27 protein-coding genes and 2 tRNA genes are annotated in these 25,271 nt (G+C 42.4%); 15 read left to right on the forward strand and 14 right to left on the reverse strand.

Annotated elements, in window-relative coordinates:
* Positions 1–10: 10 nt before the first annotated feature.
* Entirely contained in the window at positions 11–1,153 is a 1,143-nt protein-coding gene (locus ACFQ0C_RS15195; protein WP_379367923.1) for a GGDEF domain-containing protein, read from the reverse strand.
* A 152-nt stretch (positions 1,154–1,305) separates the two neighbouring features.
* Between ACFQ0C_RS15195 and ACFQ0C_RS15200 the strand changes: the two genes are divergently transcribed.
* Both ACFQ0C_RS15200 and ACFQ0C_RS15205 read left to right on the forward strand, forming a co-directional pair.
* Positions 1,306–1,377 (forward strand) — tRNA-Lys (locus ACFQ0C_RS15200).
* 285 nt (positions 1,378–1,662) lie between these two features.
* Positions 1,663–2,796: a glycosyltransferase family 4 protein gene (locus ACFQ0C_RS15205; protein WP_379367924.1), complete on the forward strand. Its 1,134-nt coding sequence runs from the start codon at positions 1,663–1,665 to the stop codon at positions 2,794–2,796.
* Between the two features lie 71 nt (positions 2,797–2,867).
* Here ACFQ0C_RS15205 and ACFQ0C_RS15210 read toward each other — a convergent pair whose 3' ends face one another.
* Positions 2,868–3,794 carry an EamA family transporter gene (locus ACFQ0C_RS15210; RefSeq protein WP_379367925.1) on the reverse strand — a complete coding sequence of 309 codons (927 nt, stop codon included), beginning with the start codon at positions 3,792–3,794 and terminating at the stop codon, positions 2,868–2,870.
* 33 nt (positions 3,795–3,827) lie between these two features.
* A complete protein-coding gene (locus ACFQ0C_RS15215) occupies positions 3,828–4,586 on the reverse strand; it encodes a glucose 1-dehydrogenase (protein WP_379367926.1) in 759 nt (252 codons plus the stop codon).
* Between the two features lie 129 nt (positions 4,587–4,715).
* Between ACFQ0C_RS15215 and ACFQ0C_RS15220 the strand changes: the two genes are divergently transcribed.
* Both ACFQ0C_RS15220 and ACFQ0C_RS15225 read left to right on the forward strand, forming a co-directional pair.
* Positions 4,716–5,003 (forward strand): hypothetical protein, encoded by a 288-nt coding sequence (locus ACFQ0C_RS15220; protein ID WP_379367927.1) that lies wholly within the window; start codon positions 4,716–4,718, stop codon positions 5,001–5,003.
* A 43-nt stretch (positions 5,004–5,046) separates the two neighbouring features.
* Complete coding sequence (locus tag ACFQ0C_RS15225; protein ID WP_258212741.1) at positions 5,047–5,499, forward strand: hypothetical protein; 453 nt, start codon at positions 5,047–5,049, stop codon at positions 5,497–5,499.
* On the opposite strand, the gene ACFQ0C_RS15230 is transcribed toward ACFQ0C_RS15225, so the two are convergent.
* The gene (locus ACFQ0C_RS15230; RefSeq protein ID WP_379367928.1) at positions 5,425–6,471 is read right to left on the reverse strand and encodes a YkvI family membrane protein; all 1,047 of its coding nucleotides are present in this window, start codon (positions 6,469–6,471) and stop codon (positions 5,425–5,427) included. The genes ACFQ0C_RS15225 and ACFQ0C_RS15230 overlap by 75 nt on opposite strands.
* Positions 6,472–6,634: 163 nt before the next feature.
* On the opposite strand from ACFQ0C_RS15230, the gene ACFQ0C_RS15235 reads away from it, so the two are divergent.
* The 3 genes from ACFQ0C_RS15235 (at position 6,635) to ACFQ0C_RS15250 (ending at position 9,368) form a co-directional block, all read left to right on the forward strand.
* Complete coding sequence (locus ACFQ0C_RS15235; RefSeq protein WP_308861705.1) at positions 6,635–7,246, forward strand: DedA family protein; 612 nt, start codon at positions 6,635–6,637, stop codon at positions 7,244–7,246.
* Positions 7,247–8,376: 1,130 nt separating this feature from the next.
* Positions 8,377–8,949 (forward strand): xanthine phosphoribosyltransferase, encoded by a 573-nt coding sequence (locus ACFQ0C_RS15245; protein WP_258212744.1) that lies wholly within the window; start codon positions 8,377–8,379, stop codon positions 8,947–8,949.
* A gap of 95 nt (positions 8,950–9,044) precedes the next feature.
* Positions 9,045–9,368, forward strand: coding sequence for a hypothetical protein (locus tag ACFQ0C_RS15250; RefSeq protein ID WP_258212745.1), 324 nt, complete (start codon positions 9,045–9,047; stop codon positions 9,366–9,368).
* Positions 9,369–9,468: 100 nt separating this feature from the next.
* On the opposite strand, the gene ACFQ0C_RS15255 is transcribed toward ACFQ0C_RS15250, so the two are convergent.
* A complete protein-coding gene (locus tag ACFQ0C_RS15255) occupies positions 9,469–9,801 on the reverse strand; it encodes a hypothetical protein (RefSeq protein WP_258212746.1) in 333 nt (110 codons plus the stop codon).
* Positions 9,802–9,919: 118 nt separating this feature from the next.
* Here ACFQ0C_RS15255 and ACFQ0C_RS15260 point away from each other — a divergent pair, with 118 nt between their 5' ends.
* Positions 9,920–10,141 carry a hypothetical protein gene (locus ACFQ0C_RS15260; protein WP_379367930.1) on the forward strand — a complete coding sequence of 74 codons (222 nt, stop codon included), beginning with the start codon at positions 9,920–9,922 and terminating at the stop codon, positions 10,139–10,141.
* A gap of 128 nt (positions 10,142–10,269) precedes the next feature.
* On the opposite strand, the gene ACFQ0C_RS15265 is transcribed toward ACFQ0C_RS15260, so the two are convergent.
* A complete protein-coding gene (locus ACFQ0C_RS15265; protein WP_258212748.1) occupies positions 10,270–10,401 on the reverse strand; it encodes a hypothetical protein in 132 nt (43 codons plus the stop codon).
* Positions 10,402–10,527: 126 nt separating this feature from the next.
* Between ACFQ0C_RS15265 and ACFQ0C_RS15270 the strand changes: the two genes are divergently transcribed.
* Positions 10,528–10,737, forward strand: a complete 210-nt coding sequence (locus ACFQ0C_RS15270) for a hypothetical protein (protein ID WP_379367931.1) — start codon at positions 10,528–10,530, stop codon at positions 10,735–10,737.
* Positions 10,738–10,775: 38 nt separating this feature from the next.
* On the opposite strand, the gene ACFQ0C_RS15275 is transcribed toward ACFQ0C_RS15270, so the two are convergent.
* Positions 10,776–10,997: a hypothetical protein gene (locus ACFQ0C_RS15275; protein WP_379367932.1), complete on the reverse strand. Its 222-nt coding sequence runs from the start codon at positions 10,995–10,997 to the stop codon at positions 10,776–10,778.
* Between the two features lie 494 nt (positions 10,998–11,491).
* Here ACFQ0C_RS15275 and ACFQ0C_RS15280 point away from each other — a divergent pair.
* Together ACFQ0C_RS15280 and ACFQ0C_RS15285 are read left to right on the forward strand one after the other, a co-directional pair.
* Positions 11,492–11,578 (forward strand) — tRNA-Leu (locus ACFQ0C_RS15280).
* A gap of 336 nt (positions 11,579–11,914) precedes the next feature.
* A complete protein-coding gene (locus tag ACFQ0C_RS15285) occupies positions 11,915–12,073 on the forward strand; it encodes a group II intron maturase-specific domain-containing protein (protein WP_379367965.1) in 159 nt (52 codons plus the stop codon).
* 52 nt (positions 12,074–12,125) lie between these two features.
* On the opposite strand, the gene ACFQ0C_RS15290 is transcribed toward ACFQ0C_RS15285, so the two are convergent.
* Positions 12,126–12,515 carry a retroviral-like aspartic protease family protein gene (locus ACFQ0C_RS15290; RefSeq protein ID WP_379367933.1) on the reverse strand — a complete coding sequence of 130 codons (390 nt, stop codon included), beginning with the start codon at positions 12,513–12,515 and terminating at the stop codon, positions 12,126–12,128.
* On the reverse strand, positions 12,496–12,756 hold the full coding sequence (locus ACFQ0C_RS15295) for a hypothetical protein (protein ID WP_379367934.1): 261 nt from the start codon (positions 12,754–12,756) through the stop codon (positions 12,496–12,498). Before ACFQ0C_RS15295 ends, ACFQ0C_RS15290 begins: the two co-directional genes overlap by 20 nt.
* Before the next feature lie 243 nt (positions 12,757–12,999).
* Here ACFQ0C_RS15295 and ACFQ0C_RS15300 point away from each other — a divergent pair, with 243 nt between their 5' ends.
* Complete coding sequence (locus ACFQ0C_RS15300) at positions 13,000–13,257, forward strand: hypothetical protein (protein WP_379367935.1); 258 nt, start codon at positions 13,000–13,002, stop codon at positions 13,255–13,257.
* A 337-nt stretch (positions 13,258–13,594) separates the two neighbouring features.
* A complete protein-coding gene (locus ACFQ0C_RS15305; protein WP_379367936.1) occupies positions 13,595–17,248 on the forward strand; it encodes an immunoglobulin-like domain-containing protein in 3,654 nt (1,217 codons plus the stop codon).
* Between the two features lie 115 nt (positions 17,249–17,363).
* Here ACFQ0C_RS15305 and ACFQ0C_RS15310 read toward each other — a convergent pair whose 3' ends face one another.
* Both ACFQ0C_RS15310 and ACFQ0C_RS15315 read right to left on the reverse strand, forming a co-directional pair.
* Positions 17,364–18,050: a response regulator gene (locus ACFQ0C_RS15310; RefSeq protein ID WP_379367937.1), complete on the reverse strand. Its 687-nt coding sequence runs from the start codon at positions 18,048–18,050 to the stop codon at positions 17,364–17,366.
* Positions 18,043–19,215, reverse strand: coding sequence for a sensor histidine kinase (locus tag ACFQ0C_RS15315; protein WP_379367938.1), 1,173 nt, complete (start codon positions 19,213–19,215; stop codon positions 18,043–18,045). The genes ACFQ0C_RS15310 and ACFQ0C_RS15315 overlap by 8 nt, the downstream gene beginning before the upstream one ends.
* 474 nt (positions 19,216–19,689) lie before the next feature.
* Between ACFQ0C_RS15315 and ACFQ0C_RS15320 the strand changes: the two genes are divergently transcribed.
* Together ACFQ0C_RS15320 and ACFQ0C_RS15325 are read left to right on the forward strand one after the other, a co-directional pair.
* Positions 19,690–21,147: a discoidin domain-containing protein gene (locus ACFQ0C_RS15320; RefSeq protein WP_379367939.1), complete on the forward strand. Its 1,458-nt coding sequence runs from the start codon at positions 19,690–19,692 to the stop codon at positions 21,145–21,147.
* A 255-nt stretch (positions 21,148–21,402) separates the two neighbouring features.
* A complete protein-coding gene (locus ACFQ0C_RS15325) occupies positions 21,403–21,888 on the forward strand; it encodes a GNAT family N-acetyltransferase (protein ID WP_379367940.1) in 486 nt (161 codons plus the stop codon).
* Positions 21,889–21,892: 4 nt separating this feature from the next.
* On the opposite strand, the gene ACFQ0C_RS15330 is transcribed toward ACFQ0C_RS15325, so the two are convergent.
* Genes ACFQ0C_RS15330 through ACFQ0C_RS15340 form a run of 3 tightly spaced genes read right to left on the reverse strand, consistent with a single transcriptional unit; the run spans position 21,893 to position 25,201 of the window.
* Positions 21,893–23,314, reverse strand: coding sequence for a sensor histidine kinase (locus tag ACFQ0C_RS15330; RefSeq protein ID WP_379367941.1), 1,422 nt, complete (start codon positions 23,312–23,314; stop codon positions 21,893–21,895).
* Positions 23,307–24,011 (reverse strand): response regulator transcription factor, encoded by a 705-nt coding sequence (locus ACFQ0C_RS15335; protein ID WP_379367942.1) that lies wholly within the window; start codon positions 24,009–24,011, stop codon positions 23,307–23,309. The genes ACFQ0C_RS15330 and ACFQ0C_RS15335 overlap by 8 nt, the downstream gene beginning before the upstream one ends.
* A 50-nt stretch (positions 24,012–24,061) precedes the next feature.
* The gene (locus ACFQ0C_RS15340; RefSeq protein WP_379367943.1) at positions 24,062–25,201 is read right to left on the reverse strand and encodes a hypothetical protein; all 1,140 of its coding nucleotides are present in this window, start codon (positions 25,199–25,201) and stop codon (positions 24,062–24,064) included.
* Between the last annotated feature and the right edge of the window lie 70 nt (positions 25,202–25,271).

The raw sequence follows: 25,271 nt of genomic DNA on the forward strand, positions 1-25,271 counted from the left end.
AACATACTTATCAACAAGCAACGACCTTGTTTTTTCCGCTTGTTTTGGCTTTATACATGGCTTCGTCCGCTTGCTTGATCAATTCGTCGGCAGTTACGTTCTTACTGTAACGGCTCAAACCCATACTTACAGTTACAATGGTCTCCGCCTCGATTCTGGCTCGGATACGTTCTGCAAGCTTACTGGCATCTGTCTCTGTATCCGTAACTAGAACGACCATTTCTTCGCCACCGTATCTGCCGCAAATGCCTATTTGATCGGTTTCCTCTTTTATAATGTTGGCTACCTGCTTTAACACCTGATCCCCCATATGATGGCCTTTTGTATCGTTAAGCTTTTTGAAATTGTCGATATCGCTGAAAAGCACGGACACCTGTATACGCCCTTCGATATGCTGTCTAACCCGGTTGTAGAAGTACTTGCGATTATACAGCTGAGTTAGTCCATCCCTGATGGAAGAATTATAGATGGCTTGCATCAGCTCAATGACACGCTCGAAAATAAACAAGAACAGTACGATATGGAACACCATAGGTATGATCTGCTCGAGTTTGGTTAATACGGTTTGCACACCACCAAAAACATAGCTATTCGCCATATGTATCATATGTGTACAGAAATATAAGGTCAACATAAGCTGGTACTTGATATTTTGACCGATGCGAGGATTCACAAGAAGAAAACTAACGAATATAAGCACAAACAAGAATAGTTCGATTCCAAGCGGCCTAAGTAAGCGAATCTGGTCGCTGCTTCCTTGCAGCCATTCAGGGATATACCAATAGCTCAAAGAAAATAGCGCTGTCACTGCGAAGCACAGGATGAACACGATGCCGTCTCTAAGTCGAGTTGGGTTGTACAGCTGATAGACTCCTAAGTTAACAAGCAGAAATGAAAATAGCTTAAGCATCATAGCCCAATAAAAAGCTGAATCGCTTGTTGAATGTGTCAGTTCAAAATAAATTAATTGATAATGCTGCGCCATCAAAATGATCAAAGAGAGCATGATGGAGAAATATCCGATTTTTCGCCGTGTCATTAATAGTCGGATAGAAACCAGCAATGTAAGCAGCAAAATAACTGAAATGATTAAATATGAAACGACGGCACCAAGTGTGCCTAACCATAAGTCCTCTAGTCGTAAACCATTCATTGTGCGTAATTGACCTCGCATTCTTATGCAGATAGATCTATTATAGCAAACATTCGTTTGGTTTGTCTTATTGATATTTAATGGTATGAAGAAAAACTGGAAGTGTGGAATTGACTATATACGTAACCTGTGATAATATACTTTTTATGTGCAGGTCCGTAGCTCAATGGCAGAGCAACCGGCTCTTAACCGGTAGGTTGTGGGTTCGACCCCCACCGGGCCTATCTTCATTTGTTTTCGCCTAATAGCAAATTCAATGTAAGTCCTCAGTCTTCTTGATTGAGGGCTTTTTTATTTTTAATAAAACCTCCTTCCTGCTCAGGAATACAATGTAACCAAAGCTTCATTGTTACGATGTAAAATGAGCTCGGAAGAGGTTTTTTATATCCACGAATCACGGAAAAGATCACTTGTAAGTTTTATTTTACACTCTTGTAGTAGCCAAATAATACTGTTACGATGTAAGTATTAAATTGTCTTATTACTTGGACGTTTTGCGGAGGGCAACCATGAATATATTACAGGCTTTGTTTTTCCCCCCGGAGCAGCCGGGTGGAGTATCATCGATGATTCCTTTTATGCTGGATCGTTTCAATAAACGAGGCTGGGAAATGGAGTTGTTTTCGTTACCAAAGAGGGTACGAAGCAAGGGAATTGAGCCGGTGCAGTTCTCAACGTTTGATTGGGAAGTGTATGCAGGCAATGCTATCGTTGACAAATATATACAAACATATAAGGACTATGTGTGGTGGACGAAGCTTCGCTTGAACAAAACATATGATTTGATTCATGCCCATCATCCCATAGCTGCACTCGTTATGAAGCAGTTGTTCCCGGATACGCCCATTCTAATGACGGTTCATTCAAGCTTTGAAAAGGAATTGGTGCTGAACGGTAAAATAAAGGAAAACGGACCGGAGCATGCCTTCTTAACTTCGATTTATCGGGAGCTTGAGGAGCGGGTTGACCAGCTCATAACGGTATCCAGTTCATTCAAGCAATATTTAGCCGAATATGTGCAGGAGCCCGAGCGTATTGGTGTAATTCCGAACGGATTTGATGAGAAAAGATTTCGTCCGGTTGCCCATGAGAATAAAACACCACAGCTTATTACAGTTTGCAGGTTAGTCCCGGCGAAGGGGCTGGATACTTTATTATTAGCTTGCGCGGAGCTTAAGAAGCAAGGCCATTCCTTTGTCCTCCATCTAATTGGGGATGGTCCCATTCGTCAAGAGCTTGAACAGATGGCTATAGAGCTGAATATTTATGAGGAAATTATTTTCTACGGCTATATGCTGCATCCAGAGGACTTCATGCCGTTCTTTGATGTATTCGTACTTCCGTCCCGAGCCGAGTCCTTTGGTTCCGTGTTTGCCGAAGCGGCACTTTGTGGATTGGCCTTGATAGGCACGAATGTAGGTGGAATACCGGAACAAATCGTTCATGGGCAGAATGGACTGTTGGTACCGGTGGACGACGTTCCCGCATTGGCTAACGCATTGGAGAAAGTGATCGGAGATCCAACGTACCGGTATAATCTGGGACGTGTAGCTTGGGATAAGGCGCAGAATTCCTACTCTATGTCACGGGTTGTCCAACAGCTTAAGAGTGTGTACCGCCCGTACCGTAAAGAGCAATCATAACCTTTTCTTATAACCAAAAGACCGATCCCAACATGTGGATCGGTCTTTTGGTGTCGAGTAGGAAGCTTCCTCTAAGCTGCTAAACGGAGAATAATAATGCCAACCATAGCCGCACAAAGCCCTGATAGCTCCAATGGCGTAAAACGTTCCTTCAAGACAAAACGGGCGTATAAAAGTACGAATACTACGTTCATGGCAATAACTACGGAAACTAATCCTGTTACACCTAGCTTAAAGGCTGGCATAACTAGCATCATTCCGGAAATATTCGTTAGCCCGACAATCATACCCCAGAGAAGCGTTTTGCCAATGCTCCAATTTACACGTGGAGGGGTTGGCATAGCAGCACTATTCCCGTTCTCAATACTAACCTCAGCTGCTGCAGCTGTCTCAGTGTGAGAGGCTGACTTTTTGCGTTGATTCGAATACCAGGTGAAGCCGAACAACACAGTACCTGTAATGTACATAAGGGACAGTGTAGGCAATGTCTCTGCACCTAACAGGGTGGCCTGCTTGGACGATAAGTCGGTTAATCCAAAGCCAAGCATAGCAAGAGCGCCCCATTGCGCCCCTTTTAAATTACTCCAAGAGATTTCGTTGGAATATCGGATTAACAAAAGTCCGAAGATGATAATGACAAAGGATAATGTCTGCCAAAGGTTTAGCTTTTCATCCCATATGAAATAAGCCATAATTACAACCACAACTGGCGGCAAGCCTGTGAACATGGCTATGATCGCTGCTTTTCCAACTGCAAAGCCACGATATATCGCAGCATTGGAAATGAAGGAGAACAAGCCCATCACTGCACCTATCCAAACTCCTGAAGACCAATGCTGTTCTGCAAACAAATTAATAATTAATGCGATAATTGTTCCCGATAAATAAACCCCGAACAGCAATAAGTTTCGGTCGATAGGGCGTTGGGAAGTCCATTGATACAGAATACCTCTTAAGCCGAAGCAAACGGCTGAGGCAGCCGCAAATACAAACCACATGATGAAAGCTCCTCGCTGAATTAATAATAATAATTATTCATATATCATATTGACCGTCATTCCACCGTCAATGATAAGATTCTGACCTGTTATGAACCCCGCCTGGTCTCCTGTTAAATAGAGGCAAGCGGCCGCAATGTCTTCTGGAGTCCCGACCCGCCCAACTGGATGCTGGAGCTTGTCAAGCTCACTGTGCACCGGCTCCTGCCGATTCGTCGATTTCTGCCAATCGCGTGTTTCGATCCATCCGGGGCTAACCGCGTTAACGCGTATGCCATAACGCCCCAAGCTAACGGCCATAGCGTGTGTGAGCGCCACCAGGCCACCCTTGGAGGCAGAATAAGCTTCTGTATCGGCTTCAGACATCAGAGCTCTTGTAGAGGCCATGTTTACAATAGCGCCACTGCCTTGAAGCTTCATCACAGCAGCAGCTTGCTGCGAGCATAGGAAGGCGCCGCGGAGGTTCACACCAATTACTTCATCAAATTGATCGACAGACAATTGAAGCATGCTGCCATTACGGCTGATCCCGGCGTTATTAATTAGAACATCAATACGCCCAAACTCATGGTGGATACTCTGTATCCAATGAGTGACTTCATCTTCTTTAGCCACATTCACGCACATAAAAACCGCTTGACCGCCTGTATCTAGAAGCTCACGTGTTGTTTCCATTCCTGCTTCCTGATCTGCATCTGCAATAGCAACCACATAGCCTGCCTTGGCATAAGCAAAAGCCACAGCTTTTCCGATGCCCTGAGCCCCTCCGGTAACTGCAACTACTTTTTGCATGATATTTTCTTCCTCCTGCAAATTATATCTAATTTTTTCGTAAACAAGTATATCCTTTACACAAATCCATTGCTTTTTTTACAGGTTATAAATACTATAGTATATAGTATAACAAACGGAGGCGCAATGATGGAGCCTGAACAACGAACAGAGCGGGAAATAACCTATCAAGTGGGTTGGAAACGAGGAAAAATCAAGCTGAATTTAGCGCATCCAGTCGAAAGTGGAGAGTCTTCAGCACAAATTCAAGGGGATGAGAACCTGCTGTCTCGATTGGATAGCTGGAATTTACGCTGGTTGTGGCGATCGGCAGGTTTAATAAGGGATGAAGCTCTGCAAGTGGTATTATGGGTTTTCCCCGTCATAGTATTTGGAGTTTCTATTTGGCTACTATATCAATTATCCTTTCAACAGTAGATTGATACAAAGTTATTATTGAGAAATGAGGCAGGTGACTAATATGAAATTGATTCTGGCAATCGTGGGCGGAAGTATTGGACTGTTGGTTACAGCTTCTGCTGTATTTATGGCTTGGGCTTTGTACCAGCATCATAAAACCAAATCAACTCAAGATATTGTGACAGCAGAGCCCTCAGATAAGGCTGGAATAACGTCTGTAAGTGCAGTTTCGGCTGCAATGCTGCGCTGGACCTTTTTTGACTACGCATTAATTGCCGTATTTGCTGTGGGGAGCTTATTTCTGTTTACGGATGTTATTGCTGTTATTCGTGATGCGGAGAGTTACCCGCTTTATCATTACGGTTACTTAATTTGTGGATTTGTATTTACACTGTTTGGTATGTTGTTTATGATTCTTAGGTTGGCGTTTGTACTATCGTTAGTTCGGGCGGATCGACCGCTTACGATACCGGATAATCATAACCAACCAAGCGATGCTGACCAAGCCGAATAGCGGGTAAAGGGTGGAGAGCAGTGTCTTAAAGCCGAACTGGCTAATTAAATAGCTGAGTAGCAGGATGGACAGTAAAATCCGGTTTTGAGAAAATCTGGTTCGTTGCTCCAGCTGAGTGGAGAGCCCATAAACATCAGCAATAAGAGTTGTAAAAATTTCTCCATAGATTACACCAATAAACAATAACTGCAGTAGTGGGCCCAGATTTTGAATCAAATGTCCCATGGGGATTTCAAATTGGGAAATTCCAGGCATTTGTGCAGATAAAGCAAAATGGCCCGCTAGCAGCATCATTCCAATAATGACTCCACCATAAATTCCTCCCCAGAATAGAACGGAGCGATCCTTAGTTTGAGCTCCTAGAGGGACAAGCACTCCTTGTGACATGGTCAGGTTGAAGGCGGCATAAAGAAATGGTGCAAACCAAATGCGAATTATGCTGTGATCGGATGTTAATTGAAGCCAATTGTTTGAGCCAGGCATGTCCCAGTTATACCACACTATAATACAGCTAAAGGAGAGCATTAAGGGGACAACTATGGAGTTTACGGCAAGAATTGCCTTCATTCCATTATTTAATACGATAAATGAGAATACTAATGTCAGTAACAATCCGAGTTGGTATGGCAAATGAAATTGTTCCTCAAAAAGTGAGCCAGCCCCTGCTAACATAACCGTTGTTACGCCGAACATAGTTACGAGAGTGAACAGACTTATCCACTGTCCAGCTTTTTCACCAAAGAGGAGTTTGTTTAAATCTTCATAGGAACGCGCTTTGACATCATGAGCCAGCAGCATAAGCTTAATTCCAAGCCAAACGAAGAGCAGGCTGGAAATGCCAATCGTAAGCGTGGCCATCCAACCGTACCTAGTAAAAAATTGCAGTATTTCCTGGCCAGTTGCAAATCCAGCTCCCACGACAGTACCGACATAGGTAAAACTGACTTGCGCGATGCTGCCGAGTTTTCTCATCTAAATACCTACCTTTCACACGGCATGTTACTCCCGATATAGTACAAGGTATGAGTGAGTGGACGAACACATGACACTGAACTTGGGAAAATGGCAGGTTTCTGTTAAAATTGATTAGAACTTTTATATTCGTTGATTATATCTGAAGTTGGAGCGTGTTTGAGTGCTGGATGATATTTTACTATTGATAGAAAACTATGGGTACATTGCATTGTATTGCCTTTTGGCTGTAGGGATTATTGGAATTCCCGTACCTGATGAGATTTTAATGACAACAGTAGGGTCCTTAACCTTGGAAGGCGGGCCACTATCATTCGGTACTTCATTTATAGTATGTTTTGCCGGTACAATGACTGGAATGCTCGTTAGCTATTATTTAGGAAAGACCGTTGGGAAGCCCTTCCTGTATCGATACGGTAAATGGGTGAAGCTAACGCCTCAGAGGTTAGAACGAGCAGAGGGCTGGTTTAAAAAATATGGGATATGGGCGGTCGTATTTGGATACTACGTCCCCGGGGTGAGGCATTTCACTTGTTATTTAGCAGGTGTAAGTGGTGTCGTATTATGGAGATATTTGTTGTACGCTGGCAGCGGCGCATTGGTTTGGTGTCTGACATTTCTATCTTTGGGTCACTTTATCGGCAGAAACGCTCCGATGATCGCAGGTGTTGTTCATCATTATTTGGGACTATCCATTGCAATACTGGTTGTATTGGCCGGGGCAGGAACCTATGTCTATTGGCGTTATCGCCGCAAGCGTCAAAAGTCTCATTGAAAAAATACAGAAGCGCAAAAAAAGGACCTCGATGGAGGTCCTTTTTTTGCGCTTCTGTATTTATATGTTTCGGGGCTACCAGTAACACATTACTCTACAGCGAAGAGCTTGATGGAGTNCAATACAGCTCCTGTTGATTTATATGTAAGTACAAAGCTTGTGTTGGAATCCGGTTTACCTAATGTTTTGAACACATCATTCGTAGATTGACCCAGCTTAAGTCCATTAAGACCGGGATTGATATCACTGCTGCGGATGTCGATGAATTGGAGCAAATTCTTCTGATTAAAACCAACCAGGAAATCGGTATAGTCATACACCGTTATGGGGTCGCTATCATCTTCCATGACGAATTGCGATTTCGGTTTACCGTATTTCGCTGTAACCTTTTCCAAGGAGGTATTTAAAGTTAATCCTAGCAGCGTCGGTTTAGCCTGGTTATAAGGGTCTTGAATATCAATCTTTGGCTTCGCGGCCGAAGCCGGTTTACTGTCCGGTGTTTCCTGATCAGGCTGAGTATTATGCTCAACACTCGCCAATGATACCTTATCACTTGGATTCACTATCGCTGGTGTATTATCTGCTTGTTTGACAGGTACGCTCACTTCGGCTGCATCATGCTTATGAGTCACATCAATATTTGCTGCTGTTGGAGGTTGAACTTGTGATTCCCCAGGCTTGGGACTTTGCAGCGTAGTTGATGTATCTTTACATCCTATTAACAGCATAATGAAGATTAAAGGAATAGACCAAAGAGCGATTAATTTATTTTGTCTGATCATCCCAATCTTTCCTTCCTTGAATAATTTGTTAGAATTAATCCGGGTTCATCTGTTGGTTGTACATTAATTACCCTAAAGATAACCTACCTAATCATACTCTGTTCATGAGTAATCCACAAAGTGCATTTATGACAAAAAGAAGGCAAATTTTATGAAAATAGCCTGTTATTATTTTCATAAAGCTTTTTACGTGGACAGAGTCAATGTTTCTCGCATTACATCTATATAGACGCGTTTTACAAGCCGAAGTTGCACTTTCTTAAAAAAAGATTATTGCATTAGGACTTGAAACCCGGAATCTCCTTGTGATAAGTTAACGGAAAGAGTTTTGCGGATGGGGGAGCATAAATGGAATTATTAAAACAACGTATAAGAGAAGTGGGTACTGTACTATCAAACGAGATTATTAAATTGGATGCCATATTGAATCATGCGGTTGATCCTGCACTGACTACAGCAATGGGAAAAGAATTTGCTCGTTTGTTCAGGGAAGAGAATATAACAAAGGTAGTTACGATTGAATCTTCCGGGATTGCGATCGCTTTTGCAGTAGCGCAAGAGCTCGGGGTACCAATGGTTTTTGCCCGTCGCAAGAAATCGCTCAATGCAGATTCGTCAGAAACCTACTGCGAGCGTGTACCTTCTTTTACCAAAGGACTGGTCACCGATATAATGGTATCGCGGGAGTTTCTGGATCCTCAGGATCGAATTCTACTAATCGATGATTTTATTGCCAATGGCGATGCGGCCAGAGGGTTGATCCGAATCATACGCCGTTCAGGCGCTCACTTGGTTGGTGTCGGCATTGCAGTGGAAAAATCATTTCAAGCAGGCGGGCGTACGATCAGGGAATCTGGAGTGCGTGTAGAGTCTTTAGCTAGAATTGCTTCCATGGAGCCTGGGAAAATACAATTTGAATAGTGTGGTTTTCAAGAATTATTTTCAAAATCAATAGACCTTTTCAGCATGGTCATTTTCATTTATAATAATTACATGCGAAGAGAGGAGGCATTGCTATGGGGAATGGTGTACCTGCCGAATTTTTTAAGACTAAGTTAAGTGAAGCCAAAATTCACTTTGAACGTGCCCTCGATTGTAAACATACAGAGTTTGATGACCTGTATCCCTATATGATTGAACATCCTCAATTTTTTTGGTATAAACGTTACGTAGCGTGGTCCGAATTGTTGACGATTGTTAAGTTGTGTGAGCAGCTTGGGGAAGAATGGCAAGAGCAATTTTCTCAACAGCAGGTAGATTATATACAAAAAAGAGTCATGTCCAGCAAAGTTCTTGATTACTGGTTTGAAACTAATGATTCTAAAGAACATGTAAGCTAGTCGTACGATGTACGGTGCTATACAGTAAGAATGGGCAAACCTATTTCACCCTTTACGGTGGAATAGGTTTTGTTTTTGTGTTCAAAATATTCAATTCACTTCAGTCTGGCAAAATATTCATACTTTCGATATGAGCTTTAGTTTCTGAAGTTCCAAGCTCATGCAGTTTCTTGTAAATTTGTGCTAAGTAATAATCAGCGGCATCATTTTCTTTATCGTTATGATATTCGCGGAAAGGGATATGCGCCCGAATGCCTGTATCTTCTTGAGCTTCCATGGATTCCTCGAATAGCTCCTCAAGCTGGTCGCGTTCTTCCTCAGTTGCGTTGATTTCAAATTCGAAATTACCTGTCATGTTCGAAGGCTCCAGTATTTCTCCTTGACCAACTGAAACATAAAAGGTCTTTTTCTCTGTTTCTGTGTTTACATCCATGTTGTTTGAGCTTCCCTTCTTTTGGGCAAATGACTTGACTTATACTAACAGGTTTATTGTGCGCTTCGTTTGGTGTATTCTATTCTTACATAAACTAGATGGAAAAGGAGTGATACAAATGATAACGGAAGATCTTCTGGATCAATATCGGGTTGACGGAACTTTAATTCGTGTTGTAAGAGATGCTGATGTCAAAAATGACGTGAAAGGAATAGTGGTAGCTTGGGATGATGAAACCGTGATGATTCGTAAACAAAACAGACGTATTGTTAAGCTTGACCGCAACCATCATTATCAGCCTTTTGCTGAAGAGCGAAATGTAGAATGGATTGAAGGGTGAAAAACAAAAACCGGGGTTGCCCCCGGCTGTTTCCTTTATTAAATAGTGTAATAAATTTATAAGTTGCCTCTATCCCATTGACTAGCATGTTCGTTCTTAAAGCGGAGTAGTAGATCCTTGGTATTCATTTACTTTGACTCTGAGTTATTAGCTTCTGATTTCGTATTTCTACCTTCTGCCCATTTCTCATCAAACTGCTCCAGCCTGGATGGATGCGAAGCAGGTCCTCTATTTTTCGGTTTGTTGTTTCTGCCCGTCATGATATCACCTCCCCGAGAATAGGTTATCAAGTTCATTAAGTTCTTATCCATCTCAGAATTCAAGGTATAAGCTTAGCGGTTACTGGAACAATATAAGTTAGATGTTAGGGAAATGGAGGGAATCCTATGAAGCAACTGCAAATCGTCAAACTGGATGCTTTTTACGCTCTGAGGCTTCAAAATGTCGGCGAGCTCGAGGTAAGCGGAGATGTCATTATGCTTGCTGCGGAAGCGGGGCAGGCGGATACCCATTTGTTCGATGTCCCTTCAATGGCAAACAAGCAGGCCGCCAAGGAATGGGCATTAAGAGCTCTGCAGGCCTACAGGGAAGGGTAGAAGTCCAGGACGGGTTTTAAAGCAGTAAATAATGGTCTCTAGGGCCTGAAAGCCCCCAAAATAAACATAATACCCAATGTAGCTAACATCCCGATAAGGATGAAGAGAAGGCCGCTTAGAAAAAGGAATGCACCGGGGACAATCAAGCTTGCTATAATAGCAATTCCTATTATCCAAAGCATGGAATGGAAGGTTAGCTTTATAAACCCCCACAACAATAATGCCACTATGACGCCAATAGCTATTTGATATAGAACCATTCGGAATCCTCCCAGTATCTTTGCATGAGCAAAGATTTCTCGTTGTCACATTATATGGAACAAGCTTGGAAAAAATGATGAATGGTTCAAAAATCAGAGAATAATTGTGCAAAACCCAGCATACTATATAATCCAACAATCCGTCTAAAGCACAACGGCGCATGGATTTAGAGGAGGGTATAGGATGTCTGATGAAGGATCCCCATTAAAGGGAACAGTCTACGGTATTTTGTTTACGCTACCAATCTGGTGTCTTATAGCTTGGGTCTGTTATTGCTATTTTATTGCTCGCTAATAACCGTGATATTTACGTAATCCGTGCGGTATGTAAAAACTTGAACCTGAATTAAATAATGAAAGTTAACATAAGGATATGGCTGCACTTCGCTGGCGCTTTTTTTTATATACGTAGAGGCTTGACTTCATGCATGGCATCGTGCTATTATAAATCACGCAGTTACGAAACATTTACATGTTTTCAATAATTCCAATTTGCGGTCATGGCGGAATTGGCAGACGCGCTAGATTCAGGTTCTAGTGTCAGCAATGACGTGGAGGTTCGAGTCCTCTTGACCGCACCAAACCTAAAGCGAAAAACTCTTCAATTAATTTTGAAGGGTTTATTTTTTTTTTGCCACGCATAGCGATTAACTTAGTGGTGAAACTCCACTGAGGGGGGCTGTAGTTACCAATCACTAGCCAAGAGCAGGGTGTCCATCGCGAAGTGGATTCTAAAGGAAGCTGGAGGCAAAATTCCGACCTGAGGAACACGAACATCATCAGGAATAACGCATGGGATGAATTCGCAATACAAGATAAAGTCCAATCAACCCAAACCCATAGCAAAGATGAGAACACGAATAAAGGAACTCGTCGCAAGAAGCAACGGGATGGGAAACGAGGAATGAGCAGAAAAGCTGAGATGGTATATTGTGGGGGAGGTTAACTACTTCAAGATAGCGGATATGAAGAAACGGCCCCAAAGAACGGATGAATGGATGAGAAGACGAATTCGCATGATTCACTGGAAACAATGGAAACGAGTGAGGACAAGGTATAGGAAGCTTCTCAAGTAATGTGTAGCCCCTACCCGATTACTTATATGTTGATGGCTTGTTACGTCACCGCTTAATTTTCTAGAGATATGGCTAAATTCTTCAAATCAATCACAGCATTTAACTTCATAAGAATATCAAGTCCAAGAAGTCCATTAATGTTTCCTTGGGGATCAATAACTCCGAAATCCAACTTTACCTTGCTGAGACTCACTGACCCAAGATTTACTGCTTCAACCTGCTTGGTGAAAAAGTTATGCAAGCTCCCGCCTACGCCATAGAAAGAATGTACATAATCGTCAAGCTCAGCAAAAATACCAATCTCTTCTACAACGTCAGGGGAAATGATCGTTTCCGCGGCTCCTGTATCAACGACAATATTTTCAATTACAATTGATTTTCCTCGGAAAAAAACCTTCATTGAAGTGAACACAAGCCCATCTCTAAACTCGATGTTTGTCATATTGACCCCTAAATCCGAACAATTGCTTGATTTGAATTTCAATCTTTTCTTTGCCTGTATGATATACGATTATGTCATCTCTGGAACGAACCAACTCCCTGGTTGCTTCCTTCTCGTCATCGAAAGCTTGGATAACGGCCATATCATCTACATACCGCACTTGATTTTCAATGTGGGATTTTAAGACTTGGAGTTTCACGAAGCGGTTGGGGTACAGCTTTCGAACTTCATTCCAGTTCATCAAGGACACCTCCAGTTAAGAGCTTGTAAACTAATATTACCATTAACACTGCGGATGTGCCATTTTAAGCTTGAATTACTGATTGTCACTAGGAACTAACTCTTGACCGCACCAAACCTAAAGCGAAAAACTCTTCAATTAATTTTGAAGGGTTTATTTTTTTGCAACTTTCCAATGGGGCTTGATGTGAGAGCTTGAGAACAATAGTATAATTAATAGAAAAGAACCGAAGAAGGTGACGGTATGCTCTGGTCAGAAGTGAGAGACCTTTTTCCAGATCAATTTGTTTTGGTAGAAGAACTAAAATCCCATTATGAGGACAGTATGCTTCATGTCGAAGAAGTGGCTGTGATCAAGACTATTCAGGACGCACAAGAAGCATGGAAAGAACTGTTTTCTGCCAAAAATGAGCGATTTGTATATCACACTTCGAAAGAAAATATCGTCATAGAAGTGCGGACGAAACCTATGATCAGGAGACTTCCTGTTCATGAATCTTGATCTTATTGGTGGCCTGCTGTTTTCCTCTGTAACCATTACTCATCGCGGAAATCATTGACAATACCTTTCATATCGATATTTTATCATAATATCTCCAGAGAAATCTGGAGTTTTTTTGTTTGAATGAAGTCAAAATGGAAGAAGAGAGTGGACCTGGAAGGTCTGATCAATATCGGATTGAATGTTGAGAAATGTAGAAAAATGCACAATTATTTTCATAATATGTTATTATAGGTGGTTGAAGATTGTCGCCAGGAAGGAGTTTGTTTGGGGATAAATAAATTGAATTCTATTATTACTATAATTAACAATTACATACCGGAGGTTATTCTATCAAATGGAACTTAGAAAATCGCTAGTCATATTTACTTTATTCGCTATGATCATAAGTATTTTTATGCCGACACCAGGACTAGTAGCTGCTGCCCCTTCCGATGACGTGATGCTTCAGGATGCAAAAGCTGCATTGGCGATTGGATATGCCAACGGTGATAGTGCAGGGAGAATAACAAATAACCTTTCGCTTCCCACACTAGTTAATGGAGTAACGGTTTCTTGGGTTTCTGACAAAAATTTGGTTATTGACAGCACTGGAGTCGTAAACCGACCTGCATTCGTTGCAGGTGATGCTGTCGTAAATCTTACTGCAAGCCTATCCTACGGTTCTGCAGCCCCAGATAGCAAAATATTTACTGTTATGGTTGTAAGGAAAGCGCCAGCAACCCCTGAAGATTTTGTAGCAGAAGTAAAAGAAAATCTTCAGATTGGCTATGAGGACGGAGATAGCGAAAATTATGTAACGCAAAAAGTAATTATAAATTCCACAGGTGTAGGCAGTACTGTAGACTCTATCACTTGGACTTCTAGCAATGCGGCAGTAGTTCTTGTTAATGGTCAAGTAGTACGTCCTGCTACAGGAAATGAAACGGTTACTCTTACGGCCACGATAACAAAAGGTGCGGCTGTAGACATTAAAACGTTCACGTTGACCGTAATCCAAGCCGTACCGGTCCGTACGGATGCTCAAATAGTAGCCGATACTAAAGAAAACCTTCAGATTGGGTATCAAGATGGAGACAGCTCTAATCATATAACGCAAAATATAATTATAGATTCGACACGTCTTAGAAATACGTTAGATTCAATCACTTGGTCTTCCAATGATTCTAGTGTTATTAACATTATTACTGATAGTGATACGGGTGCTGTTAACGCCGTACTAACTCGCCCGTTGCTGGGTCAGTCAATAGTTACATTGACTGCAGTATTTCAAAAAGGTATGGTTCTGGACACTAAAGCTTTCAATTTAACGGTAGCAGGTCGTGATACAATTCCTCCAGTAACTACTGCGACCCCTGCAGGAACGGTTGGTTTAGATGGTTGGTATAATACAAGCGTTACTGTAACTCTTAATGCAACAGACGCGACAGTAGGGGATACAATTGTTACGAAATACAGAATAAGCGATACATTAGGTGTTTCCGGTTCTGAAACGATCTACTCCGGACCTTTTACGGTAAGTGGTGACGGGACTAAAACGGTTACATATTGGTCTGTTGATATTACAGGGAATAAGGAGGTTGAAAAGACATTAATACTGAAGATCGATACGACAGCTCCTGTAAGTTCCGTTCATTTAACAGGCATCACTGTGGATTCTTTAAATTACCGGAATGCTGTGAATATCACATTTAGCAGCGTGGATATTTCCGGCAGTGGTATAAGTAGCATAAAATATTCATTGAATGGCGGGTCGTTGACTAATATCGCTCAAGGCAATACGTTGAATATATCTGCAGCCGGCAATTATACTCTAGCCTACTATGCAATAGATATGGCCGGAAACGTAGAGCTGACGAAGACTAGTTCATTTAACGTGTTATCCATTCCACCTGTTCCTAACGTAACTGGGGCGACTTACTCTTCTACTATTAACCAAATTACCTTGAATTGGACGAATCCGAATTTCGGGGAATTCAAGCATACTTTGATACGACGTGGTGACGGTGCTGAACAAACAGTAACGGGTACTACATATACAGATATGAACTTATCCCCGAATACCTCTTATACTTATAAGTTTATCGTTGTTGATCAGTATAATGTGGAATCTTCGGGTATAACTGTAAACGCGGCTACATTAGCTGCGCCTATTGTTGATACTACTCCACCATCAGATCCGGTTAACCTAAACATCACACCTAATGGCACAGGATTTGTACTTACCTGGGATACGCCTAATGATAATGATTTAGCTGGGTTTAGAGTATACCGCGACGGTACCAAGATTGGTACTGTAGTAAACGCGACTTATACGGATGTAGTAACTCAAAACGGCACTACTTATTCCTACAAAGTTACTGCCTTTGACAATGCGGGCAATGAGTCAAACGGAGTAACTAAAAATGCTTTGAGCCTGGATTTAGTATCACCTCCAGCTCCGGCGAACGTCCAAGCCTTGCAAGTAAATAATTCAATTATTTTAACTTGGAATGCAGTCTCAGCGGCTGACTTGAAAGGATATAATGTATATGTAAACGGAAGTCGTGTAAATGGTGCAACGGTTATTAGCTCGACCTACACGGTATCTGGATTGGTATATGGACAGTCCTATGAATTTGGCGTTACGTCTGTTGATTTTAGTAATAATGAATCTGCTAAAACTAGCGTTACATTCATCTTGGATTCAAATGGATCTTCGGTGGATCCTATTCCGACTCCAACTCCAAGGCCAAATCATCATAATTCAAATACCACTTCGAATTCTGCAGTCGCTAATCCTCCAGTGGTAGAAGATGGCGTCCTCATCATTACTTCCAGTGATGCGGTAACTGTTACGCAAACGAAAAAAGAGGATGGATCGATAGTAAATATCATTACGTTAAAAGAGGACATATTGAAGCCTTTTGTTGATATTAAAGATGGCTTTGATAAAATAGCGCTGAGTCTGCAAGATCTGACGAAGGCTAGTACCCAAATCGAAATTCCTGCTAATGTGCTATCTGGGTTAGCGGAAAAAGGTTTAGGCTTACAGCTTAAATCTGACTCTGTTAGTATCAATGTTAATATCCCAACTTCTGCAGTAACAAATGGAGCTGTTGCGACTATAACAGTTGATGCTATGAAGTCAGTTGCACCTAATTCAATGACTGCTAACTATTCATCTAAGTCAAATGTACTTGAAATAAATGTGAACGTAGTGGATAAAAATGGTGCCAGTACGCTTAAAGGTGTTGAGGCGGTTCATGCATTAGAAGTCAAGCTGGCTGTGGCTTACCCTAACTCAAATGATCTAAAGCGATATAACGTTTATAAGGAAGAGAACGGTACTTGGGTTCCTATCCGCAGCGTAACTCGCGATGGAGCTAAAGTATTTAACGTATCGCAGCTGAACGGTAAGTTTATAGTGATGACTTATGATAAGACCTTTACTGATGTTCAGTCTCATTGGTCTAAAGATACGGTTGAATTGTTGGCTTCTAAACACATAGTGAACGGTGTTACGGATAATTCCTTTAACCCTAATGGTGAAGTAACTCGCGCAGCATTTATTTCTATGTTGATTCGCGCCATTAATGACGTTAATAAGAAGGAAACAACGAACCAATTTAATGACGTTACACAAGGCGACTGGTATTCTGCTGAAGTTAGTTTAGGTGTTAAAGAAGGTTTAGTGAAAGGGGTCAGCGATAACAGCTTTGCCCCGAACTTAGCGATAACTCGTGAGCAAATGGTAGTGATTGCAGTACGTGCTCTTAATAGATTGGATGGTTCTAAATTCCAAGCAATTGCTGAAACAGTATCCTTAGATCAAAGATTCACAGACGGATCGAAAGTAAGCGATTGGGCTAAGGGAGAAGTAGCGGCTGCAGTTAAATCAGGAATCGTAGAAGGCAATGAACAGAAACAGTTCAACCCAGATGCACTTGGAACCCGTGCTGAAGCAGCAGTTATGATCCTGCGCATATTGGATAAGTCAGGCTCGTATTAATACTTGATTAGTCATGTTTATAACAAAACAAACCGCATCCAACCTCGATATGAGGTGAGACGCGGTTTGTTTTTTTGTCTGAACTTTGACCAATTTGATTGGTTTGTGGAAGATATTATAGATCATTTTTGTGAAGGTAAGCTATGGTTTCAGATCGATTGGAAACATTCAGCTTTTTGTAAATAGCACTAAGGTAATTTTTTACGGTGCCTGTAGTCAAAAATAATTCAGAAGCGATAGCTTGATTGGACTTTCCTAGTTTCAAATTTCTTACAATGTTTAGCTCCTGCAAAGACAAGCTTGACAATTTTTCCTCGTGCTGTTGATCGGAATGTGAGGGCGCGAGTATTTCATTCGATGATCCTTTGTCATGCTGTTCCGCTGACTGAATCGCCTGAGCCAGGCGTAACTGAATGGTGTAGGGGTAATTTATTCTCCCATCCAAACAGTCTTGAATCGTTGAAAGAATCTTTTCAGTAGCGACCCCCTTAACTAAAAATCCGCTCGCTCCATGTCGTATCGCTTCCCATATGTATTCTTCATCCTCGAAGGTTGTTAGAATCAGCACTTTGATATCTGGAAATTCCGTTTTGATCTGCTTGGTTGCCTCGAGACCACTAAGCTTAGGCATATGGATGTCCATCAAAACAAGCTGAGGGCGGTGCAGCTGTACTTGTGCAATTGTTGACATACCGTCGCTCGTTTTGGCAACTACGATGTAGTCTTCCATACTTAGAATGGCCGCTAAGCCATCACGGATTAAGGGTTGATCGTCTGCTATAAGAATGGTTGTTTTAGACAATTCGCTCACTCCGTTCAATCGGTTTTGTCTGAATGGGTATGGTTATCTCAAGTGTTACCCCACTGGGAACATTTTGGTTAGAAATCGACAGTTCTCCTGCGACATCCTCTACTCTCTCCTTCATGGCGTTCAAACCAAAGCCGTAATTAATCTGATTTGGAGCTTTACCGTTATCGGATAAAATAAATCGAATATGCCCGGTATAATAGTTTAATGAAAATTGGAAATAAGTGCTGGAGCCGTGCCGAATTCCATTAGTTAGACCTTCTTGAAGTGCACGGTAAATAGTTAGCTCAATCATTGGTGACAAATCCGGTATATTTTTGTCTATTTCGTAAGCAATCTCTACGTTGGTTTGTCTTTTGGTTTCTTCAATTAAACCTATAAGCTCGGGAATGAACTGGTGTTCTGGCATGTTCTCTCGCAGCAGATGTACGGAAGTTCGAACATCATCCAGACCGCTGAGAATGTTTTCTTTCGTCCTATCAATCATCTCGAGTGCCAGGGAATAATGGTTTTTCCCGATAGCGTGGGCTGCTGTTTGCAGTCCGGTTAATGCTGAGGTTAGCGTATGTCCAACCGAGTCATGAATTTCACGGGATATTCGGGTCCGTTCTTGAAGAATCGCTTTTCTCTCCAGCTCGATTGAGGCGATTCGCAGCTGTTCATTGTCTTTGGCCAATTGATTTTTTTGCTGAAAAGCAATTTTTGCAAGAAAGCTTATTCCGAAAATGGCGAAGTATTCGATGACACGAGGAAAAGCATAGTATATCGGTTCAAAGGGGGGGAATTGGTGAAAAGTCCAGAGGCTTAGCAGACAGCCAGCATAGCTTACTGTCGTAAAAATAATAGAATGGTTTCTGGAGTGATGAAAGGTAAATTCTCCTATGAGAATCAAGATATATACCTGTGCAAAAAAGTCTTCAGACATTACGGAAATAACAAGAGCCAATGCTAGCTGAAAAAATAAAAAGAGAACGCCAATCGGTTGGTGCAAATCGATCTTCAAGATGTAATCCCGAATCAGGAGAACAACTACAAAAGTGCAGGATAGGAGGCATAATCCAATAGAAAACTCAGTCGTGTGGAGTAATAAAGTAACGGTTGCTGTTATAACGACCAGGGTCAATATTAGAGTTAATCTTTTATGTATTTGTGCGTCCATATTATATCCTCACAAGTAATGAAGTATTTACTATCTATATAGTACCACAAACATGACCTAAGTCATATGAACCATAAAATAATGTCGAAAAAAGACAAAAATATGTCTATAATAGTGAGTATTTTCACCTTTTATAGGTCGTTAGAATCATTTATAATAGAAATAGACATATAGTTTAGGATAGATTGAGGAATGTATATAGCTATTTTCCCAAAAGTTACTTGTGAGCTTGCAAGATGTGTGGGTCGAAAGGACTGGGGATAATGGATCTGATATGTATTTAGATAAGAAGAACTAGAATTTCAAGGAGGGGCATAAGCAAATGTTGCTGATCATATGGAACGCATTAGGCTGCATTCTTCTAATTTCGACTCTATATATACTCATCGGTTTATTGCGGGAAAAGCCTGAGCAGGTAAAACTCCCTTTTGATAGCAGGAGAGCATCACATGAAGAACGGAGATCCTCATGAATATGTCGACCGTACTGAAAAAAAGTATGATTCCGGTACTTTTAATGATTGTCATGCTTCTAACCTTGCTGACCAATTCAAACAGGGCTCATGCAGACAATGAACCGAATCTTGCTTTAAACCCCAATGGTACAGGTTATCCGGAACTCACTGCATCCAACACATGCGGCTGCGATAGTGTATGGAGTGTGGTGAATGGCATATTCTCCTACAATGAAAGTCCACGTGACCGTTGGACCAATTACGGTTCTCCGAATCCGACGGATTGGGTAGCTATTAATTTTGGTTCCGCTAAATCCTTTAACCAGGTAAAATTATATGTATTTAATGACGGCGGGGGTGTTCAGACTCCAGCAAGCTATCTTATCCAATACTGGAATGGCAGTGACTGGATAAGTCCGACCAACCAAATCAAAACTCCTGAACTGCCTGAGGCGTCATTAAGTTCGAAGGCTACACCTGCAACCACTTTAAATACGGTAGATTTCGATACAGTTACATCCGATAAATTAAGAGTCGTATTTACAAGTAGAAGCTTTTCATACAGCGGACTTGTTGAACTCGAAGTTTTTTTACATCAAACGGAAGATCAAATTGCAGCAGCAGCGGTAATGACGCTTATAGGACAATTGCCGGTTCAAGCTTCAGTGGCATTAACGGATAAACCGGCTATTTCAGCGGCACGCACAGCCTATAATAATCTTACTTTGGCTCAAAGGAGCCTCGTAACCAATTTAAGTAAGCTAACAGCAGCGGAGGCGGCAATAGCAGCACTGGAAGTAGATCAAATTGCAGCAGCTGCAGTGATGACGTTAATAGGACAACTGCCGGTCCAAGCCTCAGTGGCATTAACGGATAAACCGGCTATCACAGTGGCACGCATTGCCTATAACGTTCTTACTGTGAGCCAAAAAAGCCTTGTAACGAATCTAAGTAAATTAACAGCCGCTGAAGCTGCAATAGTAACATTGGAAACTCCCAAAATGAAAGACATTAACATCCTATCAGCTTTTGGTGACGAATCGGGACATAGGATAACGATAAAATTATCATCGGTTCTGGATGTGACGTATGGGGTACAGCCGGCCAAATTTCAAATCCTCGCGAGTGGGGTTCAAAGCACGGCCACTAATGCTGTCTATGATTTGACTGATTCCAGTCATCAAACTATAAAACTAAGCTTCGCCTCACCAGTGTTACTGAACGAAACATCGGTTTCTATATCCATACAAAGCGGAGCCTTTAAAACAAGCAGCAATGAATTAAACAATGCAATCCAATCAAGACCCGTCATCACCTTCAAGAAGCTCGACTTGTCCAATGATAATCGGATTGGCGTGGACGATATAGTTCTAATGATGAGTAATGCTGCATCGCAAATTGACGTGAATCAGGATGGAGTTTTTAATCGCGAAGATATATTCATACTATTGAGTCAGATTTCGATGCGTTTGAGATAGGCAAATGAGAGGACAATTGCAGCAGATACGTTGACAGTACTGCTGCCAGAGTGATATTATTTGTTGTGATAAAAGACATGCGCAGCCATGGCTGGTGATTGCGTCAAGCCTATCGCTGCATGAACGCAACGACCTGTTTCAATCCAACCACTTGTTAGATTCATAGCAGGTGGTTTTTTAATTTAATTGGTGACGCCCTTAAGAACTTCATAAACCATCATAATACGAAAATAATACGAAAAGGCGGGAACAAGGTTGGAAATCAGATCAGCACAGCATAAGGATATTGAATCGATATTGGACATTTATAATGAGGCGATACTAAATACGGTGGCAACCTTTGATACGGAGCTGCGTACCTTGGAGCAGCAGACACAATGGTTTCACAACCATGGAGAGTTATACCCTATATGGGTTGCTGAGCAGGAGGGTATTATAATAGGCTGGGCCTCATTAAATCCTTATTCCGATCGGTTAGCCTACAGAAGGACCGCTGAGCTGTCTTTATACATCCATAGTGATTACAGGGGCCTGGGGGTTGGCAGGCAGTTGATGAAGCAAGTGCTTGATGCCGGGCTTGCAGCGGGCTTGCATACCGTTCTTTCCCGAATTGTCGAAGGCAATGAGAGCAGCATCCACCTGCATGAAGTCTACGATTTCAAGCATGTAGGAATTATGCGGGAAGTAGGCTTTAAGTTCGGCAGGATGCTGGATGTAATTTTGATGCAGAAAATGCTGTAAGCATTTATCCCCGAAGTTTCTGCCCGGTTGGCAGACGGACAGCGACTTCAGTACCTTGGGATTGATGGGGGCTTTCCAGAGTAAGAGTGCCGCCATGCAGATCAATAATCTCCTTGCAGATAGAAAGTCCTAAACCGGTTCCTCCGCCACCAGGGTGAACTTGATAAAACTTGCCGGTCACTTTGCTAATATGCTCGGTAGGGATGCCAATACCGTAATCACGAACACGAATGACGCAATATTCTCGTTCGGTGGATAAGGTTATTTCTATTATCGTATTGGGATGAGCGAACTTAACTGCGTTATCGATGATGTTAATAAACACCTGCTTCAAACGGTTTTCATCCCCGGGGATGATGTCATTTTCAGGCGCGTTATGGATAGTGAATCGGAATGAAGTATTTTTGCTAGAAGCCTTGGCTGCGAGCTGCAGCAATACCTCATTAAGCAATTCGGCTATATTCGTCTGTTTAACCTCCAATACAAGCTGCTTCTGCTCCAGCCTGGAGAAATCAAGCAGCTCCTCCACCAGTCCGACCAGGCGGTCGGTTTCTTTCGCGATGATTTTGAGACCTTTTTTTGTTTCATTCGTATTTTGTAAATCGCCAAGTAAAATCGTTTCGCTCCATCCTTTTATACTGGTCAAAGGCGTTCGCAGCTCGTGAGAAATGGACGAGATGAAGTCGTTTTTCAAATTATCGGTTTTGACAATTTCCTCGGCCATATAGTTCAAGGTTCGGGCCAACTCACCAAGCTCATGCCGATAGGTTTCATCTAATCGTGTATCGAAATGGCCTTTTGCCATAAGGGAAGAAGCTGTTGTAATATGTTGGAGCGGTTTTACAATAGAGTTTGCTAAAGCCATGCTAATCAGCGTGACAGCTGCCAAAATGATCAAGCCAATCACCAAAGCGATACTCGATATTGTACGAATGACACGGTCAACCGCTTCCAGGGAAGTGATGTAACGCAGCACGGCGATGGACTGGCTGTTCCATTGAAGAGGGGTAGAGACAGCCAGAATACGTTCACCTGTCAACGGATTGGTACCGATCCACCGGCTTGTAGCTCCTTGGGCTGCTGCTTGCACATCTTTGGTCAGCAGCTGCTCCTGCACAGCGAAGCCGCTTGTACTTGCCAGAATCGTCCCCTGGGTGCTAATGACCTGAAGCTCAGCATTATTATGAGCGAAGGAATCCGTAATATCAGCCAGCTGAGTGTCAAGCAGCATTACATTTAAGTTGGCGTGAAACTTATTATAGAAGGAGGCGGATACTTGGGCATGATTACTCAGCTGATTGGAGATGGTGTTGTAGTAATAAACCCGGACAGAGTAAATAAACACACTTTCAACCAAAATTAAGGTTAATAAAACAACGAGAAAATAATGCGACACGACAAGTCGTCTCATTCCTGCTTTAACCATAGTGATGCTCCGTCCATTTATATCCAAAGCCCCACACGGTTTCGATATAGACAGGTTTGGATGGGTCCTCTTCGATTTTTTGTCGGAGGCGACGAATATTGACGTCAACCATCTTGGGATCACCGTAATAATCTTCCCCCCACACCTCATCCAGCAGCGAGTCACGGCTTAGCGGCACACCCTCGTGGATCATAAACATCCTTAGCAAAGCTAGCTCGGTTGGAGTTACCTCCAGCAGGCGGCCATTCTTTCTGACCTCACGAACTTCCGCATCCAGCTCAAAAGGACCTGAGCGAATCAAATCACCGCCGCTGGCTGATGGCGACTTCAGCTCAAGACGGCGCAGCAGGGAATGAATACGTGCCATCAATTCACCCGGACTGAACGGCTTGCTAATATAATCATCAGCTCCAAGAGTCAAGCCGAGTATTTTATCCTTTTCCTGGACTTTGGCGGTTAAGAAAATAATGCCCATCCGTTCGTTACTCTGCCGGATATACTTGCAAACTTCAAAGCCGTCAGGAGCAGGTACCATGACATCTAACAGCGCTATGGCAACCTCAGCGTGCTCTTGAAGATATTGCAGGGCTTCACTGCCTGTGGCTGCTTCAATAACATGGAATCCTTCGCGAAGCAAATTAACAACGATAAAGCTTCGAATGGATTCTTCATCTTCTAATATAAGTACGGTGCTCATGGTTCACATCTCCTAACAGTTTCGCTTTGACGAAATGATTAAGCGTTCAGCTATTTCACCAGCTCGGACAGAGGCCGGAAACGGGTTGAATATTTGACACTGGCCTCTGTAAGATGAAGAGCAGTTACCGTTTTGGCCGTTCGGCCTATTTCCTGCCAGTCGGTGGAAGGCTGCATACTGACCCAAGCTTCCTCAGACATCGTCTTCCACTCCACCGTTTCTCCACTAAGGTTAGCTATGAACCGGATCACTCCCTCGTCTTTGGGCCGTTGAAGCTGATAGTCTTTATTCCACTCGGCAGGGATTTCAAAGTAAAAGCCGCTGCCAATATCCATAAACAATTCGTATAGAGGAGCTGAAGTGTAGCCCTTCTGACTGTCCCAACGGTAAAAAGCTGTAATCCAGGGAGTAGAAACATAAGGTTCATTCTCCCAGCCCGTCGGCACCCGGTCCATACCTATCTCCACAATACCGTCATGATTAAAATCACCGTTAATCGAAGGACGCGGCTTCAGGGGGATGTCTTTGTCAGGGAAGGCTTTAATCAAGTTGCCCTGTTCAAAGTAGACCAGCTGTGTGTAAGCGGAATGAGCGCCTATTCCGGCATCCAGCAGAATACCACGCTTGGACTCTGCAATCCAGTCTGATTGGACCGAGTAATAACCGCTGACATGAGGATCTAATGGTGTCGCTCCAATCGTTTGAAAGCTGTTCTGGCTGTATTGAAGGACAGTTAATGACGAGGAAGCATTTCGTTCCAGGGTCAGAATAGATAAGTCTTTTTTATTATCTTGATTGAGGTCATCAACGACGAACTCAGTGTAAGGCGAATCGAATATTTTGCTGAAGTTATGGCCATCAAACCGATAAACAATTAAGCCTTTAGCTACCTTTTCCCCGCCTGAATAGCCGGCAATTACCTCTAAGCTCCCATCGTCGGTTACATCATCGAACATCAAGGTATCTAATTCATAGCCTTCTCCTTGGAATTCATTAAGCAGCTTCCAGGTGTCACCCTTTTGCTGCCACAGCATTCCGGTAAGACCTTTGTTGTTTTCCGATGCTTGGTAGTATACAATAGCTTCCAGTATGCCATCTCGATCAAGATCGTTGACGAAAATGGATCCGGTTGTTTTGGACTTTTTGGGACGTACCAAAGAGGCTCCCGGGGGAAGAGCATTCTGGATCACTTGTTTTAAGCTCTCTTTTTCCTCAGGTAACCGGGGCAAGTGCATATAGGATTGAGGGTCCTTAGTAAGT

The organism is Paenibacillus sp. GCM10027630, from assembly GCF_042676305.1.
Classification (GTDB): Bacteria; Bacillota; Bacilli; order Paenibacillales; family NBRC-103111; genus Paenibacillus_S.

Excerpts from the sequence above, each read along its gene's own strand:
- ACFQ0C_RS15290 (WP_379367933.1), bottom strand. The coding sequence starts at position 12,515 with ATGACAAACATCGAGTTTAGAGATGGGCTTGTGTTCACTTCAATGAAG.
- ACFQ0C_RS15255 (WP_258212746.1), bottom strand. The coding sequence starts at position 9,801 with ATGGATGTAAACACAGAAACAGAGAAAAAGACCTTTTATGTTTCAGTT.
- ACFQ0C_RS15265 (WP_258212748.1), bottom strand. The coding sequence starts at position 10,401 with ATGACGGGCAGAAACAACAAACCGAAAAATAGAGGACCTGCTTCGCAT.
- ACFQ0C_RS15195 (WP_379367923.1), bottom strand. The coding sequence starts at position 1,153 with ATGAATGGTTTACGACTAGAGGACTTATGGTTAGGCACACTTGGTGCC.
- ACFQ0C_RS15305 (WP_379367936.1), top strand. The coding sequence starts at position 13,595 with ATGGAACTTAGAAAATCGCTAGTCATATTTACTTTATTCGCTATGATC.
- ACFQ0C_RS15330 (WP_379367941.1), bottom strand. The coding sequence starts at position 23,314 with ATGGTTAAAGCAGGAATGAGACGACTTGTCGTGTCGCATTATTTTCTC.
- ACFQ0C_RS15275 (WP_379367932.1), bottom strand. The coding sequence starts at position 10,997 with ATGGTTCTATATCAAATAGCTATTGGCGTCATAGTGGCATTATTGTTG.
- ACFQ0C_RS15260 (WP_379367930.1), top strand. The coding sequence starts at position 9,920 with ATGATAACGGAAGATCTTCTGGATCAATATCGGGTTGACGGAACTTTA.
- ACFQ0C_RS15335 (WP_379367942.1), bottom strand. The coding sequence starts at position 24,011 with ATGAGCACCGTACTTATATTAGAAGATGAAGAATCCATTCGAAGCTTT.
- ACFQ0C_RS15270 (WP_379367931.1), top strand. The coding sequence starts at position 10,528 with ATGAAGCAACTGCAAATCGTCAAACTGGATGCTTTTTACGCTCTGAGG.
- ACFQ0C_RS15300 (WP_379367935.1), top strand. The coding sequence starts at position 13,000 with ATGCTCTGGTCAGAAGTGAGAGACCTTTTTCCAGATCAATTTGTTTTG.
- ACFQ0C_RS15315 (WP_379367938.1), bottom strand. The coding sequence starts at position 19,215 with ATGGACGCACAAATACATAAAAGATTAACTCTAATATTGACCCTGGTC.
- ACFQ0C_RS15230 (WP_379367928.1), bottom strand. The coding sequence starts at position 6,471 with ATGAGAAAACTCGGCAGCATCGCGCAAGTCAGTTTTACCTATGTCGGT.
- ACFQ0C_RS15215 (WP_379367926.1), bottom strand. The coding sequence starts at position 4,586 with ATGCAAAAAGTAGTTGCAGTTACCGGAGGGGCTCAGGGCATCGGAAAA.
- ACFQ0C_RS15250 (WP_258212745.1), top strand. The coding sequence starts at position 9,045 with ATGGGGAATGGTGTACCTGCCGAATTTTTTAAGACTAAGTTAAGTGAA.
- ACFQ0C_RS15205 (WP_379367924.1), top strand. The coding sequence starts at position 1,663 with ATGAATATATTACAGGCTTTGTTTTTCCCCCCGGAGCAGCCGGGTGGA.
- ACFQ0C_RS15220 (WP_379367927.1), top strand. The coding sequence starts at position 4,716 with ATGGAGCCTGAACAACGAACAGAGCGGGAAATAACCTATCAAGTGGGT.
- ACFQ0C_RS15320 (WP_379367939.1), top strand. The coding sequence starts at position 19,690 with ATGTCGACCGTACTGAAAAAAAGTATGATTCCGGTACTTTTAATGATT.
- ACFQ0C_RS15210 (WP_379367925.1), bottom strand. The coding sequence starts at position 3,794 with ATGTGGTTTGTATTTGCGGCTGCCTCAGCCGTTTGCTTCGGCTTAAGA.
- ACFQ0C_RS15295 (WP_379367934.1), bottom strand. The coding sequence starts at position 12,756 with ATGAACTGGAATGAAGTTCGAAAGCTGTACCCCAACCGCTTCGTGAAA.
- ACFQ0C_RS15245 (WP_258212744.1), top strand. The coding sequence starts at position 8,377 with ATGGAATTATTAAAACAACGTATAAGAGAAGTGGGTACTGTACTATCA.
- ACFQ0C_RS15225 (WP_258212741.1), top strand. The coding sequence starts at position 5,047 with ATGAAATTGATTCTGGCAATCGTGGGCGGAAGTATTGGACTGTTGGTT.